This window comes from Daejeonella sp. (genome assembly GCF_030684675.1).
Lineage (GTDB): Bacteria > Bacteroidota > Bacteroidia > Sphingobacteriales > Sphingobacteriaceae > Daejeonella.
Window position 1 is genome coordinate 20,850 of record NZ_JAUXXZ010000029.1, and the last position, 15,299, is coordinate 36,148.

Genomic DNA, 15,299 nt, shown 5'->3' on the forward strand with positions numbered 1-15,299 from the left:
ATGAGTAAATTATTCGTTTGGGTAAATGATTCTTTGATTCCTTCTGATGAGGCGAATTTGAACATTGCCGACCTCGCTGTACAGAGAGGCTATGGAATTTTTGATTTTTTTAAAACAATAGGTGGTAAACCTGTATTTCTTGAAGACCATCTTGATCGTTTATTTAGATCTGCTGTGCTGATGCGGCTTGAACTTAAGCAAAGCCGGGATGAAATAAGAGACAAGATCATAAGGCTCATTGAAAGTAATAATCTGAAAGATTCGGGTATAAAAGGTATTCTTACCGGTGGTTTTTCTTCTGATGGATTCAATATCGCAGAACCAAACCTGATTATTAGCCAGCAGGCTTTTCAAATTCCCAGAACTATATCAGAGAAAGGCATTAGTATCCTGACACATGAATACCAGCGTCAGTTTTCCAATGCTAAAACACTGGATTATCTTCAGGCCATCTGGCTGCAGCCAATACTGAAAGAGAAAAAGGCAGACGATGTGTTGTATTATTCAAACGGACTGCTTCGTGAGTGTCCCAGGGCAAACATTTTTATCGTTACTAAAGATCATAAGGTACTTACTCCGGAATCAGGTATGCTGAAAGGAGTAACCAGAAAACATGTACTGGAAATATCGGAAGCCAGGTATGTAACAGAAGCCCGGGATGTTAGTTTGGAAGAGCTTAGAAATGCGGGAGAAGTTTTTATTACCAGTACAACTAAAAATATTCTGCCGGTGGTTCAGGTAGATGGATATGTTATTGGTGATGGAAATCCGGGAGAAGTAAGCAGGGCTTTGGCGAAGGAGTACAACAGAATCATTTACGGATCCTGAGATAGAATTTATTAGGAAAGGGATAAATCCCTTTCCTGAATATTACAATCTTACTTTTACAATCAGCTTCTTGATTACACCATCAGCAATCATTGGTGCATGCACATCTTCGGGAAAGAAGATTGCAAATTGACCGTCAGTCAATTCAAAATACATGTCAGGAGCGTCATTATAAAAGGCAACATCTTTCTCAGCATTGTATTCACCTTTCATCGATTTGCAGGCATTTCGTGGCTTCCATCCCAGTTTTTCTTTGCCGCTGATGCAAAGCTGAATGTCAATGTTCTTATTATGGCATTCAAATTTAGCGATAGACTCTTCTTCTGTCATTCCCTCTTTTTCAACTACCGCATAATTTAAACCTTCGCTGATCTCGTATTTTCCAGCTTCAACATTTTTCAGGTCAATAGAATTTAAAAATTCAAATGCTTTTGCAAAAAGTGGATGAACGGAAGTGTATTTTCCTGCGTTTTCCAGAGTGTCTATAATCATGGTCTTTCTATTTTATGATTTCTGTATATTAAAAATCCGCCTGGAGTGCAGGCGGATTTCTTAATTAATATTGTTATTTAGCGTTGTACACGTCCTGAACCATCACCACCTACCAGATCTTTAACTTCTGATAAAGTTGCATGATTTAAGTCGCCAGGAATGGTATGCTTAATTGCAGAAGCAGCAACACCAAACTCAGCTGCATCGCTTAATTTCATGTCTGTAACCAAGCCATAGATAAATCCACTCGCAAATGAGTCTCCGCTACCTACGCGATCCACGATACGAACTTCATATGATTTGGTATGGTAAAACTCAGTGCCATCGTAAACCAGCGCCGACCAGCCGTTATCTGAAGCACTGTGACTTTCCCTCAAAGTTGAGGCAATATATTTAAAGCCGAATTTGGCTTTCATTTGCTGGAATACATCTTTGTAACCATCCAGATTAAGCTCGCCTTTTGTGACGTCTGTGCCCTTACTTGTAAAGCCAAGAGTCGTATCAGCATCTTCCTCGTTACCGATACAAACATCAACGTACTGGCAAAGTCTGGTCATTACCTCCCTTGCTTTTTCTTTAGACCACAATTTTTTACGATAGTTCAGATCGATACTGGTAGTGATACCTCTTGCTTTTGCAGCTTTTAAAGCAGCTTCAGTTAAAGCAGCAGCTTTATCACTCAATGCAGGGGTAATACCGGTTGTATGGAACCAATCGGCACCTTCAAAGATTTTATCAAAATCGAATTCAGATATTTCAACTTCAGAAATTGATGCATCAGCACGGTCATATACTACTTGTGAAGCACGCATAGAAGCTCCGGTTTCAAGAAAATAGATTCCCAAACGCTTTCCGCCTCTTGCAACAAATTGAGTATCAACACCATAACGACGTAAATGGTTGATTGCAGACTGCCCTAAAGGGTTGTTAGGAACTTTAGATACAAAGGTTCCGTTTAATCCGTAATTGCATAATGCAGCAGCTACGTTCGCTTCTCCGCCACCATAGGTAACATCAAAACTATCACTTTGTACAAATCTCTTGAAATCGGGAGTCGATAGACGCATCATTATCTCTCCAAGTGTTACGACTTTTTTAGCCATGGCTTAATTCTGTATTTAATTGAAAGAACTTGTTAAAATCCAAATTTAGGATAAGCAAAAATACATTAATGGCTGATAATTAAAAGTTTTACTATGCTTTATTGATTAATGATATACAAAATGTTACGTAACCAGATAAATACCTCCATTTTCGTTTCAGTTTAGCTAATTATTTATTAATTAGCTAATTTAGAGCCTTAGTTTTACTTAAATATTATTACAGATGAGCAAGAAAGCAGAACTCTTGAAATTAATACCTGAGCAGGGTATATTACCTTTATATTTCAACAAAGATAAAGAGACCAGTATTGGACTTTTAAAGGCCTTATATAGTGCAGGTATCCGCGCAGTAGAATATACTAACAGGGGAGAGGCAGCCCTGGAAAACTTCAAAGAAATGAGAAAGGTGGTTGATTCCGAGCTTCAGGGTATGTACCTGGGTATTGGAACAATCAAAGACGGATCAATGGCTCAGACTTTTATCGATGCTGGTGCAGATTATATCATCTGTCCGGGTCTGGTAGAGAGTGTGGCACAAGTTGCCGATAAGCATGATATGTTATGGGCACCGGGTTGTATGACCCCAAGTGAAATAATCAGGGCTGAGACTTTGGGCGCTAAAATGATCAAGCTTTTCCCTGGAAATGTTTTGGGGCCGGGCTTTATGTCTGCGATAAAGGAATTGTTTCCTAATCTTAAGTTTATGCCTACAGGTGGAGTAGATCTTGACCGGGCGAATATTGAAGGATGGTTTAAGGCAGGGGTTTGTGCGGTTGGAATGGGCAGTAAGCTGGTGAGTAAGGATGTTATGGAAAACAAGAAATACGATGAGCTGATTGCCTCAACTAAGTCAGTTTTGGAGATAATCAAATCAATAAGAGCTTAATTCATTAATAGATATTGAAAGCCGGCAGAGTATTTCTGACGGCTTTTTTTTGTAGCTGAACTATAGCCGGTTTAACCCGGTTCAAAAAATTTAATCTTTGATAGCTATTCAGGTTTATCACTATTGTATCATTTTTCTTTCATAGGATTTTGAAAGGCTGTTATTTTCTATTTTTATAACTCCTGTAGCTTGTCTGAACGTATCTTACCTTAAAGTTCAGCTGCTTTGTGAAACGGGTAAGAATCTAAGAGGAATGTTCAGATCTTTATATTTACTTTATTTACTTTTTTCTTTCTGGATGCTTTCAGGTACGAATGCAATTGCCCAGGGTACATCAAATGAAGGGACTGATTTCTGGGCTGTTTTTCCTACACATGTTCCCGCCAATCTCAATGGAATCAGGCCATTAGCCAGGTATTCCATATTCATAACGGGTAAGCAGGCTTCATCCGGAACAGTTACGGTAGGAAGTTCAAGCCAGCGTTTTGATCTGACGGCAGGAAATACAGTTATTGAAGTACCAATAAATCGTGGTGATGCCTATATTGATGAGCTTGAAGCAGGTAGGGTACTTACAAACAGGGCGATAAGGGTCCAGGTGGATCCGGGAAAACCCAAAGTAGTAGTTTACGGGCATATTTTTGCCGGAGCCCGTTCAGCTGCTTCCCTGATATTGCCAAAGGAGGCTTTGGGGCAACAATATTTCAGTCTGAACTATGAGAGCGGCAATACCCCGGATCCCGGTCAAAATCATATTATACTGATTGCAAGTGAGCCTAATACAAAGATTTTTATCAGACTCAACGGGAATGATCTTATTCCGGGTGGGGTTACCCTTGCCAATCCAGGGGATGTATATGAATACCTTTCAAATGTCGATCTGACAGGAGCAAATGTGTTTGTCGATCCCGAAACTTCAGGTTGTAAGCAGTTTGCCATGTTCTCAGGAACCACAAATTCAGCAATTACAGCTCCTTCCGGATGTATTGGTCGTACTTCATCAGATCCTTTGTATCAGCAGAATTATCCCGTTGACAGTTGGGGTAAGACCTACGGATTTATCCCTTTCAGTTCAAGGAATCCGGGAGGTAATTTAGCAAGGGGCAGAGGGAATTATGTTCGTATTCTGGCTAAAGAGAATGGTACAAGGGTTACTTATAACGGTACCCAGGTTGCAAACCTCAATGCCGGGCAATATTACCAAACCCCGGCACCTGTTAATGAGCCTGCTTATATTTCAGCGAATAATGCAATTGCAGTTGCCCAATATTCTCTCACTCAGGCCTGTGCAGGTGGTGGATTCAGTGATCCGGATATGGTTATTCTGAATCCCATTGAATATAATATTAAGAACATCACGGTATATTCCTCAAGTAGAGAAAATATCAGTGAAAATTACGTTAACATTCTTATCAAAACCTCTGCAGCGGCCTCTTTCAGGATCAATGGGCGTGCACCCGGCGGAATCTTCACAGCCCTAAGGAATAATCCTGATTACTCTTATCTGCAACTTAACCTGAATCAATATCCCACGCAAATTTTCAATTTATCGGCTTCCGATGGTTTTAATGCGATTGCCTATGGATTTGGTGATGTAGAGTCCTATGCTTATTCAGCAGGTACAAACCTGGCATCCAGTCAGTTTATCAGGGCAATTAATAAAATTACACTCGAGGAAATAAACAATGCCTGCACCAGACAGGATCTTGACTTTAAGCTTACCCTGACAGCACCTGCATCAAGCATAATCTGGCAGCTTGATGTAAATGATCCTCCGGTTACACAGACTAATCCGCAAGCAGTACAGGTTGTAAGGAATGGCATCACATTTTATGAATATTTATTCCCAAAGAACCTTGGATATAGTCAACCCGGTCAGAAGTCAATCAAGATCATAGCAAAATACGCTTCACTTGCCGGATGTAATCTTGATGAACAGGAAATTGATTATCAGTTCGATGTATTTGATCCGCCTGAAGCATTGTTTACAAACACAAACAACTTCTGTTCGAGTAGTGAAATAAGCTTTACGGATATGAGTAAGGATAATGGCAATCCTTTAACTTCATGGGAATGGGATTTCGGAGACGGCAACACTTCAATTGACCAGAATCCAAAGCATATTTTCGTGAATCCGGGTTCTTATAATGTTGTTTTGAGAGTAAGGAATTCAACAAGTTGTGATGCAAAGGAATATACCCGGAATATACTGATTCAGGCAAGTCCGGTTGCCGATTTTTCAAATACAAGTCCGGGCTGTGATAATGCCGCCATTATATTTACCGATCTATCCAGGGCTGTTCAGGGGAATATTGTAAAAAGGGAGTGGGATTTTGGAGATGGGACAAAAGTAGAAAACCCCACATCTGCACCAATCAGTCATCAATACACTTCAGGAGGGAAGTTCATGGTTAGTTTGAAGGTTACCAATCAATTTGGATGTGAGAATGTGCTTACCCGTGAACTGAATATTACTACCCCATTTCTGGAAGCCGGAAAAGATACGATCGTTTTACGCGGGGGGGCAGTACGATTCAATATTCAGGCTACCGGTACTAATTTAAGGTATAAATGGACTCCCTCTACCGGACTCGATCGCGATGATGTAAGAAATCCAATTGCATCTCCGACAAGTGATACGCGTTATTATGTAACTATAAGCTCCGACGAAGGTTGTATGCTTCAGGATGATGTTCTGGTAAAAGTACTCGAAATGCCTTTCATCCCAAATACATTTACACCAAATGGAGATGGAATCAATGAGGTTTGGAAGATTGAATACCTGGATAGTTATCCGGGGGTAAGTGTAAATATTTATAATCGCTTTGGAATTAAAGTGTTTGGTTCTATTGGATACCTTAAGGCCTGGGATGGTAATTTAAATGGACAATTACTCCCTGTGGGGACCTACTATTATGTCATAGATCCTAAGATCGGGTTACCTGTGTTTAAGGGATGGGTTACGGTGATTCGATAGGGCCGGAAATTGAGGCGGTTTGTTTTTGAACCAATTTAGTATAATGTTAAAGTAAATAATTATACGATTGAAGTTCGACAATGAAAATGATTTTTTAACTTGTTCAAATTATCTTTATGAGTTTTTTGCAGGAGATTAGGTTTTGGAATTATCATAATGATAAGGTTAACGCTCAAAATAAAGTATTAATGAAAAGAATTGCGGCTTTTTTATTTTCTTTTCTGATTTGCCAGTTTGTGCTTGCTCAGCAAAAGCCTCAGTATACTCAGTATGTCATGAATAATTTTATTTTGAATCCTGCAATTGCGGGAATTGAGAATTATGTTGATGTAAAAGCTGGCTATCGTGCACAATGGCAGGGACTTGATGGTGCACCTGTAACTTCCTATATATCAATTCATGCACCCTTAGGCAAAAACTTTCTATATGGGACATCTACCTCTATGCCACAGGGTGGCGGAAGTAATCCTAATAGCCGTAGTTATTTGCAGAATTATATGGCTTCTGAACCCCATCATGGTGTAGGTTTTACTGCTGTTTCTGATAAAGCAGGCCCTATTTCCAGAACAGATGTTAACCTGAATTATGCCTATCATATTGGAATTACAGAACAGGTGAATGTCTCCGTCGGATTAGCAGCCGGAATTTCAAAGATCTATCTTGATCGCTCTGGTCTGGTACTTGAAAACCCAAATGATCAGGCAATCGGAAATGGTAATTATGATAATTTCAAGCCTGATATGAGTGCCGGAATCTGGCTTTACGGACCCCGTTTTTTTGCCGGAGCCTCAGCACAGCAACTATTAAAAAGTCCAATAGGTTTCAGCGACGATCCGGTGACTTATGATCAGGGAAGAAAGGTGCCTCATATTTTCGTAACTGCAGGATACAAAGTTTACCTCGGGGATGATTTTGCTGCAATCCCATCTGCCTTATTAAAAATTGTGACGCCGGTTCCTGCTTCAGTGGATGTAAACTTAAAGCTAGCCTACAAGGATCGCTTTTGGGTTGGTGGCAGTTACCGCAAGGATGATGCATTCGCAGGCATGGCCGGTTTTAATGTAGGCTCGTTTATGAACATTGGTTATTCTTACGACCTTACTACATCTGGCCTGAACACTGTAAGCAATGGCTCCCATGAAATTGTGCTTGGAATATTTCTAAATAACCGGTATAAAGTGAGTTGCCCGCAGAAAAGCTGGTAACGGTTAATTGAGAGTTGAGAGTGGAGAATGGAGAATGTCCCTTGTCTCAATACTCAATACTCAATACTCATATCTCAATACTATTAAAGTTCTTTCCTTAACCTTGCAACCGGAATATTCATTGCTTCGCGGTATTTTGCAACAGTTCGTCTGGCGATGTTGTAGCCCTTTTCTTTGAGAATTTCAGTTAGTTTTTCATCTGCAAGTGGTCGGCGTTTATCTTCTTTTCCAATACACTCTTCAAGTATCTTTTTTACTTCCTTGTTGGATACTTCTTCACCACTATCCATTTGAATGGCCTCAGAAAAGAATGATTTTAATAGAAAGGTTCCGAATTCGGTCTGCACATATTTTGAATTAGCCACCCTTGAAACCGTTGAAATATCCATACCAATACGGTCGGCAATATCTTTTAGGATCATTGGCTTTAAATTCTTGTCATCACCGGTAAGAAAATACTCGTACTGATAATCCATGATGGCCTTCATTGTTTTTAGCAATGTTTGCTGTCTTTGCTTGATCGCGTCAATAAACCATTTTGCTGAATCCAGTTTTTGTTTTACAAATTGAACTGCTTCCTTAAGTTTTTTGTCTTTCTCAGCTGTTTTATCATAATGTTCAAACATATCCTGATAAGAGCGGCTTACCCTTAGTTCGGGTGCATTTTTTGAGTTTAGTGTCAGGAATAATATCCCGTCATTATTACTGATATGAAAATCTGGTATAATCTGCAGCTGCTTTGTAGTTACTGCATTAGAGTCGCCTGGTTTTGGATTAAGTTTAAGAATTTCATTCACTACTTCTTTTAGCTCTTCAGAGTCCATATTTAATGAACGTTCCAGCTTATCATAGTGTTTTTTTGTAAACTCATCCAGATAATCCTCCACAACCATTATTGCTTTCTGAATGATAGGATTAGGTTCTTTTTTCTTTAACTGGATAAGTAAACACTCCTGTAAGTCTCTTGCACCAACTCCTGCCGGATCAAAGGATTGTATCACTTTGAGCATTTCATTAACCTCTTCATCTTCTGCAAATACATTTTGAGAAAATGCGAGATCATCCACCAGTGAAGTAACCGGCCTGCGGAGATATCCATCATCATCCAGACTGCCGATTAATTGTTGCCCAATCCTGAAATCCTTATCAGATAGAGGTAAGAGGTCTAACTGTGCTTGTAAACTTTCGAAAAAGGAGCTCTGAACGGCTATAGGTATCTCTTTGCGATCATCATCATCATCCCCATTCTGCTCATATTTTGAACCATAATCATTAATGTTATCGTCCTGGAGATAATCATCAACATTAAATTCATCCAAACTTTCCTGCGAATCTTCCTGATTAAAATTATCATCCTCCGGGTCCCGGTCAGGGTATTCTTCAACAGGCTCATTCATGTTCGCCAGACTTAAATCTTCAAGAGCGGGATTATCTTCCAGTTCTTCTTTAATGCGGGTATCAAGGGAAACTGTAGGTACCTGCAGTAATTTGATGAACTGAATCTGCTGTGGAGATAGTTTTTGAAGAAGTTTTTGTTGAAGGTTTTGTCTTAACATAAGGTGAATTCTCTGGTAAATTTACATAATTAATGACGGATGAAATAGTCATCCTTAAAATATGTTTGTAACAGAAAGATATACGAGCATAATTTGTATTTGTTTTTTTAAAAAAATATATAAATTTAAGAAAGGACAAAATCATAAAATTATGGCTATTGTAAAGGAATTTAAGGAGTTCATCTCAAAAGGAAATGTGGTAGATCTCGCCGTGGGTGTTATTATCGGAGCTGCATTTGGAAAAATTATCACCTCATTGGTTGATGATGTTTTGATGCCTCCAATAGGTTATCTGTTGGGTGGGGTTGATTTTGCGGACAAAAAGCTGGTGCTTGTTACTGCAGATGCTGTTAATAAAATAGAAGAAGTTGCAATTCGTTACGGAAATTTCATAAATACTGTTATTCAATTTCTGATCGTGTCACTGTGTATATTCGCAGTTATCAAGGCCATTAATACCCTGAAGCGTAAAGAGGAGGCAGTCCCGGCGGCTCCTGCTCCTCCTGGTGCTGAGGAAGTTCTGTTAGCTGAAATCAGGGATTTGCTGAAAAGTCAGAATAAATAATCAATAGGTTCTTTTAAGCCCTGGGTTGGTTATGATGATATAATCACCCAGGTGCGTAAATTTTTGCCAGTCGGGATTGTTGAAGGTACTATCTGAGAAGGATGAAATGTTTGCTATTTTTAGCGAAGGCTTGAGTTTTATCACTCTGGCAACAGTGCCAAGTTTTTCATCACTGTGAAAGCGACCTGCAACGTGGAATATTTTATCATTCTTGTGCTTTTTAAGGTATTTGATGATTGACCATGCCATACCACTGTCCCATAAGTTCTGAGCTTGGTATATTTCCATATCCGGGACTTTGTGCCCTCCCATGGTCTTTAAGAAATTATCATAGTATTTTCCTGCAGCAGTATCAATTGGCAAGGATGGCAACCATTTTCTGGCTGTTTTATTCAAAGAATCAAGCCCGGTAAGTCCTTTTCGCGTAACGATATTCACGTAGCGGTTTGGAGTATTGGCTGCAATAACCTGTATGCCCTGCTCGCGGGAATACTCGATCATAGGTTTATAGTCTGTATAGTTATTCCATGATCTTGCTTCTTTTATGAAATTCTTCTCACGGATCAGGTTCTGAAGATATTCATTCAAAACCAGCTGCACGTCAGTTTCGAACATTTCCATTGAAAGAGTCTGCTTTTCTCCATTTTTAAGATGAAGCATCCTTAGAATTTCTATTTCAAGCTGATGCCCTGTTGGATCGTTATGCTCCTCTCCAAAAAAAACGGCATCCTTTTCTGAAAGAGCACTGATCATCTCTACAAGTGTACAGGTCTTGTTAGCTTTACTGTCATAGATTTTGTAATTCTCAGATTTCAACTGTGATAATGCAGGAAAAGTGAATAATACAAAGAAAATAAAGACGTAAAATTTCATATTTTTGAGCTGTTTCGGGGGATTAATTAAGGGAAGGTAAGGATATTTTAATTCAGTTGTTTGAATTGTGAAAAATCAACCTTATATTTGCACTCCTGTTTTTTAGAGCAAAATATAGATAAATAAGTCATGAAAAGAACATTCCAGCCTTCTCAAAGAAAAAGAAGAAATAAGCACGGGTTTAGAGAGCGCATGAGCAGTGCAAACGGAAGAAGAGTATTAGCCTCAAGAAGAGCTAAAGGTAGAAAAAGACTATCTGTCTCTGACGAGCGTCGCCATAAAGCATAATTTTGATTGTGTTTTCGTAGCCTTACGAATTGCGCAGATCAAAATCTGCTTGTAAATCAGGCTAAATAACAGTCAAAATGTACAGTTTTAAAAAAGAAGAACGGTTATGTAATGTTAAGCTTATAGAAAGGCTTTTTACTGACGGTTCTTCTTTTTTAGTTTATCCCTTTCGCATTGTTTGGCTTATTAATGTTGCCGATTCTGTACATCCGGTGCAGGTTTTGATCAGTGTCCCGAAAAAGAGATTTAAGCGTGCAGTTGACCGAAACCTGATTAAGCGTAGAATTCGCGAAGTATATCGCCTTAATAAATCCGAATATCTTTTTCCTTTCCTAAATGAACATTCAACCGGATTGATCTTGGGAATTACCTATATCGGTAATGAAATTGGAGAATACCCATTCCTGGAGAAGAAGTTTAAAGATGCTTTGAACCGTTTTAAGAAATTATACCTGAACAGCCATGTTGAAAAGGATAGTTAAATCGGTGTTTTCTACATTTTTTCTGTTTTTGATCTGGATTTACCAGAATCTTATTTCACCAATACTTGGAAAGTCATGCCGTTTTACCCCGACCTGTTCGCATTATGGGATTGAGGCAATACAGAAACATGGGCCTTTTAAGGGTGGTTGGTTAACAATTAAGCGGATCGGCAGATGCCATCCCTGGGGCGGGCATGGTCACGATCCGGTCCCATGAGTTTTTTCTTTATCGATAATTTCGCTCCTTTGCATCTATGAATGATCAACTAATTTTACTTCTTGAAACTGCTACAAGCAGTTGTTCAGTGGCCTTGAGTGAAAATGGGAAAATCATTTCTGTCAAAGAAGCTAATGAACGTAATATCCATGCCAGCCACATCACGCTATTCATAGAAGAGTTGATGGTCAATACAGGTAAAAAATATTCTGATCTGAAAGCCGTTGCAGTGAGTAAGGGGCCGGGATCATACACAGGTCTTAGGATAGGGGTCTCAACAGCAAAAGGGCTTTGTTATGCCCTCGATATTCCTTTATTGGGAATAAATACTCTCGAAGCCATGGCATCCGGTCTGTTGTCCCAAAACGATATTCTTGATTCAGATTTACTAATCCCGATGATCGATGCCAGAAGAATGGAGGTCTATACAGGTATTTTTCAGAAGGATCTTCAATTAATTGAACCGGTGAGCGCAAAGATTGTGGATATATCTTCTTTGGATCAGTTTAAAAGCAAAAAGCTTGTATTGTTTGGGGATGGTGCCAGTAAGTTTAAGGAATTATTTTCGGATCAAAATAATATCAGATTCATTGATTTTACAAATTCAGCAAAAGATCTCAACTTTTTAGCCTGCAGAAAGTTCAGTAATGGTGAAACTGAGAATGTAGCTTATTTTGAGCCTTTTTATTTAAAGGACTTTCTGCTTACGAAATCTACAAAGAGTAACGATTAATCCTTTTTCCCAACCAGTCCTTTTATGAATTTTCCGATAGGATTTTTCCTGAATCCTGAAATTTTAGTCGCATTAGCCTGATGCTCCAAAACACTTCCGAATTTTAAGCCGAATCCCATATAAAATGAAACACCGGTATACCCGCTGGAGTAAGGTGAAGCACTTTTGGTATAATTTCTTAACATTTCATAGCTTTTTAAAAGTTGATCACTACCGATGTAGAATTCGACATTCGGGGTTTTTATCATATACTGCCCACCTATCTGTAATATCCCGGTCGTATTGTAGGCAGCTGATGCGGTAAGGACATGGTTTTTTAAATGGTAATTATTGACAAGCACCAGATCCCCACCATCATAGTAAATAGTTTTGGAAAGAATCAGGTTTGGTTTATAATTCCCAAATTCCTTGCTCAGCATTAATTCAGCCTTACCATTAATCATACTTACATAGGATTTATTAATTGACGCTCTACTTATCCTAGTATCCAGACTGTCGGCGAGCCTGTCGTCCGCACTTGAGTTTGAGGCATTCTGAATAATGATTTGTCCGGTATCAAAATCATATTCATAGGCTTCTTTGTTCCATTTTATAAAACCGATATCCTTCATGTTTCCTAGTATAGACCATCCGTCCCGAAGGCGATATGACGCTCCGGCTGTAATTGAGAGTCCCGGATTTTTAAAGTTGGGATTAACCATTTTTCGTTGAAAATTATCAAATTTAAAGCTCGACCTGAGTTGTCCCTTTACTGAAACATCGAACTCATCGTTTGCTTCGTCCATGTTTATTTCAGATTTATCAACTTTTAACGAAGTATAACTTATTCCACTCAGTAAGCTGAACTTTGCTCCTATCGAAAAGCGCTTTGTATAATTCTGCCTGTATACAAAACTGAACTGGTGGTATGACTGATTATATCCGTTCACATTGAAGAGATTACTCAGGTTGCTGGCATTGAATACACGGTAGTCGTCAAAAATCGCAAAAACCTCATTGGTTACACTTGCTCTTCCATCGTTGCGAATCTGCCAGCTAATTCCCATTTCCTTATATTTTTTTACAGCCTTCAATACACGCAGCATAGCGATGTAATTATTCGAACCGAAGCTTAAGGTATTCATCCGGTTCTCGCCCAGAGTGATGTCGCGGCCATTGAATACACCATCATAAATTAGGGATTTGAATGCAGATTCTGCCGGACCTGAGAATGTTGTATTCAGGCTAATCGTTGGAATAAGGAAATTGAATGCAAAACGACGGCTGGTATCAACCTGATAGGCCCTTTGGGATGGGTTTTCGAAACTATCATACAAGGTACGACTGTTATAAAGAGAATATTGCTGAGAATAGCTGGTTCTTATTAGCCCCAGGAGCAAAAACAATACAAGAGATAGTTTTATTAAGGATATTTTGTTCCGGCTTAAAATCATGGTATAATTAGTTGCTTCCAATACTATCTACGGATAAATCAGTATCAGATGCTGTCTTTATATTTTTATAAGTGGTGTAAAAATTAGTAAAAAAATATTCATTGTTACTAGTCAGCTGATACGACATTGCATATAGATCTTTTATTCCATAATTTTTACTTCTAAAGATCTGACTATAATTGCTTTTGAGAGAGTTTCTTAGCAAAATCTCTGCATTGTTTAAATATAATACAAATGAAACATTACTCTGGTCAGCAACCAGTTGATCGAATTGAATATAAGGCTCTGTTTTATGAAGTAATCGCCCGGAATTGTAATCATTTAAAAACCGCTGAATACTTGATGGTGAATTTGAAAGGATAAGCAGGTTATCTGTAATTGTGAAGAAAGGTTTGGAATACCTTTTCATTGGATCTCCAAAATAATAATAGAATAGATTAGTGTAATTCATCCTTCTCACTGTAGGTGAATAAAATGAACTCAGTGGGTCAAGTAAGAACTGAAGTTTGCTGCCATCACTCACTTTTATTATTCCCAGGCTCTCGGAGGTTGAAAGATGAAGGGTACTCATTTCCTTAGCCCATAATTTAATCATATCCCTTTCCGGATTTATACCGGTTTCAGATATTATGGTTTCTATTTGTTTGTTGAGTGTGTCGAGCTCAGCTCTGGCTTCAAATATCACATCCAGGTCTTTCTTGTACCTTGTATAATCCGAGATACCATAAGTGATTGAACTTGCTGTATTATAAGGCATTACCAGTTTAATCGTATTCTTAACGGGTTTCTGATTCAGAAAAATAGGGATGTAACTGTCTTTTGCTGAGGATATTCTGCTTATCCCATTAAACATCATTACATCAGTTTTGTAATTCAACTCCAGACTTGAATAACCGGAAAAGCTTTCGAAAAGCTCCATGTTTTCACTCAATTTTCGTCTGAAATAGGGTTTTAGAAAGCCGGGTTTGTTGTAGTTTATAAAAAGATGTGCTAATGCATTTGTGTCTTTGTTCAGGCCAGTATTGATCTCTCTTATAAATGCCTGACTTATCTTCTTTGAATTCTCGTCAATACTCCGGTTTATAAGTTCAGCTGAAAAGCTTCCTCTAGCAATGCCTTTATCTATGCATAGGTAAAAAGGCCGTTTCAATTCATCAGTATTGATTTCCAAAACTGATCTTTCTCTCATAGAGATCCTGATATCTGAAAGTCCAGACAGCATATTTTTAAGGTCATTAATCGAAATGTTCTGTTTTAACTGGATCGACCACAAAAAATGAACGCTGTCGGTTTTGGATGGATGAAAAGACAAAAAGACCTTTTGCCCATCACTGAGATCAGTCAGTTCCTGTTTATTGATCAGAAGATCTTTTAACCAGGCCAGTTCATTTTTTGCCTGGGTGCCAATGATCGTATCGAAAACAGTATAATCTGAAAAGATTTCATACAAGCTTTTGTCGTTTGGGTATTGAAAAATCAGGGATGCATCAGCAGGTATTTCAGAAAGTACACGGTCATTATTCCGGCTACTAACATTGAGATTTGAAAAGTATAAATATGCAAGAGAAATCACTATGAGGACTAAAGCCGTTGTAATTCCTATTATTTTCTTCATCAATATGTGCTTTTAGCAAATTTATATTTTTATGTCATCGCAGAAG

General features: G+C 38.6%; 15 protein-coding genes. 9 read left to right on the forward strand and 6 right to left on the reverse strand.

What is annotated here, in order from left to right; genetic code table 11:
- Window positions 1–828, forward strand: coding sequence for an aminotransferase class IV (locus tag Q8M41_RS05750; RefSeq protein WP_305364297.1), 828 nt, complete (start codon window positions 1–3; stop codon window positions 826–828).
- A gap of 42 nt (window positions 829–870) precedes the next feature.
- Here Q8M41_RS05750 and Q8M41_RS05755 read toward each other — a convergent pair whose 3' ends face one another.
- Together Q8M41_RS05755 and Q8M41_RS05760 are read right to left on the reverse strand one after the other, a co-directional pair.
- Window positions 871–1,320 carry a YhcH/YjgK/YiaL family protein gene (locus Q8M41_RS05755; RefSeq protein ID WP_305364298.1) on the reverse strand — a complete coding sequence of 150 codons (450 nt, stop codon included), beginning with the start codon at window positions 1,318–1,320 and terminating at the stop codon, window positions 871–873.
- 77 nt (window positions 1,321–1,397) lie between these two features.
- Window positions 1,398–2,423, reverse strand: coding sequence for a sugar kinase (locus tag Q8M41_RS05760; protein WP_305364299.1), 1,026 nt, complete (start codon window positions 2,421–2,423; stop codon window positions 1,398–1,400).
- Window positions 2,424–2,646: 223 nt separating this feature from the next.
- Here Q8M41_RS05760 and Q8M41_RS05765 point away from each other — a divergent pair, with 223 nt between their 5' ends.
- The 3 genes from Q8M41_RS05765 to Q8M41_RS05775 all read left to right on the forward strand — a co-directional run bounded on the left by Q8M41_RS05765 (window position 2,647) and on the right by Q8M41_RS05775 (window position 7,491).
- Window positions 2,647–3,309, forward strand: coding sequence for a bifunctional 4-hydroxy-2-oxoglutarate aldolase/2-dehydro-3-deoxy-phosphogluconate aldolase (locus Q8M41_RS05765; RefSeq protein WP_305364300.1), 663 nt, complete (start codon window positions 2,647–2,649; stop codon window positions 3,307–3,309).
- 253 nt (window positions 3,310–3,562) lie between these two features.
- Window positions 3,563–6,286, forward strand: a complete 2,724-nt coding sequence (locus Q8M41_RS05770; protein ID WP_305364301.1) for a PKD domain-containing protein — start codon at window positions 3,563–3,565, stop codon at window positions 6,284–6,286.
- Between the two features lie 188 nt (window positions 6,287–6,474).
- On the forward strand, window positions 6,475–7,491 hold the full coding sequence (locus Q8M41_RS05775) for a type IX secretion system membrane protein PorP/SprF (RefSeq protein WP_305364302.1): 1,017 nt from the start codon (window positions 6,475–6,477) through the stop codon (window positions 7,489–7,491).
- Between the two features lie 83 nt (window positions 7,492–7,574).
- Here the strand turns inward: Q8M41_RS05775 and rpoN are convergent, their stop codons facing one another.
- Window positions 7,575–9,047 (reverse strand): RNA polymerase factor sigma-54, encoded by a 1,473-nt coding sequence (gene rpoN, locus Q8M41_RS05780; RefSeq protein ID WP_305364303.1) that lies wholly within the window; start codon window positions 9,045–9,047, stop codon window positions 7,575–7,577.
- A 151-nt stretch (window positions 9,048–9,198) separates the two neighbouring features.
- On the opposite strand from rpoN, the gene mscL reads away from it, so the two are divergent.
- Entirely contained in the window at window positions 9,199–9,612 is a 414-nt protein-coding gene (gene mscL, locus Q8M41_RS05785; protein WP_305364304.1) for a large-conductance mechanosensitive channel protein MscL, read from the forward strand.
- Here mscL and Q8M41_RS05790 read toward each other — a convergent pair whose 3' ends face one another.
- On the reverse strand, window positions 9,613–10,485 hold the full coding sequence (locus Q8M41_RS05790) for a ChaN family lipoprotein (protein WP_305364305.1): 873 nt from the start codon (window positions 10,483–10,485) through the stop codon (window positions 9,613–9,615).
- A 129-nt stretch (window positions 10,486–10,614) separates the two neighbouring features.
- Between Q8M41_RS05790 and rpmH the strand changes: the two genes are divergently transcribed.
- The 4 genes from rpmH (at window position 10,615) to tsaB (ending at window position 12,205) form a co-directional block, all read left to right on the forward strand.
- Entirely contained in the window at window positions 10,615–10,773 is a 159-nt protein-coding gene (gene rpmH, locus Q8M41_RS05795) for a 50S ribosomal protein L34 (RefSeq protein ID WP_079701901.1), read from the forward strand.
- Between the two features lie 77 nt (window positions 10,774–10,850).
- Window positions 10,851–11,255, forward strand: a complete 405-nt coding sequence (locus Q8M41_RS05800; RefSeq protein WP_305364306.1) for a ribonuclease P protein component — start codon at window positions 10,851–10,853, stop codon at window positions 11,253–11,255.
- Entirely contained in the window at window positions 11,236–11,472 is a 237-nt protein-coding gene (gene yidD, locus Q8M41_RS05805; protein WP_305364307.1) for a membrane protein insertion efficiency factor YidD, read from the forward strand. The genes Q8M41_RS05800 and yidD overlap by 20 nt, the downstream gene beginning before the upstream one ends.
- A 37-nt stretch (window positions 11,473–11,509) precedes the next feature.
- Window positions 11,510–12,205, forward strand: coding sequence for a tRNA (adenosine(37)-N6)-threonylcarbamoyltransferase complex dimerization subunit type 1 TsaB (gene tsaB, locus Q8M41_RS05810; protein WP_305364308.1), 696 nt, complete (start codon window positions 11,510–11,512; stop codon window positions 12,203–12,205).
- Here tsaB and Q8M41_RS05815 read toward each other — a convergent pair.
- Window positions 12,202–13,659, reverse strand: a complete 1,458-nt coding sequence (locus Q8M41_RS05815) for a DUF5723 family protein (RefSeq protein ID WP_305364309.1) — start codon at window positions 13,657–13,659, stop codon at window positions 12,202–12,204. The two genes, tsaB and Q8M41_RS05815, sit on opposite strands and share 4 nt — an antisense overlap.
- Window positions 13,646–15,253: a hypothetical protein gene (locus Q8M41_RS05820; RefSeq protein WP_305364310.1), complete on the reverse strand. Its 1,608-nt coding sequence runs from the start codon at window positions 15,251–15,253 to the stop codon at window positions 13,646–13,648. The genes Q8M41_RS05815 and Q8M41_RS05820 overlap by 14 nt, the downstream gene beginning before the upstream one ends.
- Between the last annotated feature and the right edge of the window lie 46 nt (window positions 15,254–15,299).

Bases quoted from the DNA above. Each gene is read 5' to 3' on its own strand.
- Q8M41_RS05750 (WP_305364297.1), top strand. From the start codon at position 1: ATGAGTAAATTATTCGTTTGGGTAAATGATTCTTTGATTCCTTCTGAT.
- Q8M41_RS05755 (WP_305364298.1), bottom strand. From the start codon at position 1,320: ATGATTATAGACACTCTGGAAAACGCAGGAAAATACACTTCCGTTCAT.
- Q8M41_RS05760 (WP_305364299.1), bottom strand. From the start codon at position 2,423: ATGGCTAAAAAAGTCGTAACACTTGGAGAGATAATGATGCGTCTATCG.
- Q8M41_RS05765 (WP_305364300.1), top strand. From the start codon at position 2,647: ATGAGCAAGAAAGCAGAACTCTTGAAATTAATACCTGAGCAGGGTATA.
- Q8M41_RS05770 (WP_305364301.1), top strand. From the start codon at position 3,563: ATGTTCAGATCTTTATATTTACTTTATTTACTTTTTTCTTTCTGGATG.
- Q8M41_RS05775 (WP_305364302.1), top strand. From the start codon at position 6,475: ATGAAAAGAATTGCGGCTTTTTTATTTTCTTTTCTGATTTGCCAGTTT.
- rpoN (WP_305364303.1), bottom strand. From the start codon at position 9,047: ATGTTAAGACAAAACCTTCAACAAAAACTTCTTCAAAAACTATCTCCA.
- mscL (WP_305364304.1), top strand. From the start codon at position 9,199: ATGGCTATTGTAAAGGAATTTAAGGAGTTCATCTCAAAAGGAAATGTG.
- Q8M41_RS05790 (WP_305364305.1), bottom strand. From the start codon at position 10,485: ATGAAATTTTACGTCTTTATTTTCTTTGTATTATTCACTTTTCCTGCA.
- rpmH (WP_079701901.1), top strand. From the start codon at position 10,615: ATGAAAAGAACATTCCAGCCTTCTCAAAGAAAAAGAAGAAATAAGCAC.
- Q8M41_RS05800 (WP_305364306.1), top strand. From the start codon at position 10,851: ATGTACAGTTTTAAAAAAGAAGAACGGTTATGTAATGTTAAGCTTATA.
- yidD (WP_305364307.1), top strand. From the start codon at position 11,236: ATGTTGAAAAGGATAGTTAAATCGGTGTTTTCTACATTTTTTCTGTTT.
- tsaB (WP_305364308.1), top strand. From the start codon at position 11,510: ATGAATGATCAACTAATTTTACTTCTTGAAACTGCTACAAGCAGTTGT.
- Q8M41_RS05820 (WP_305364310.1), bottom strand. From the start codon at position 15,253: ATGAAGAAAATAATAGGAATTACAACGGCTTTAGTCCTCATAGTGATT.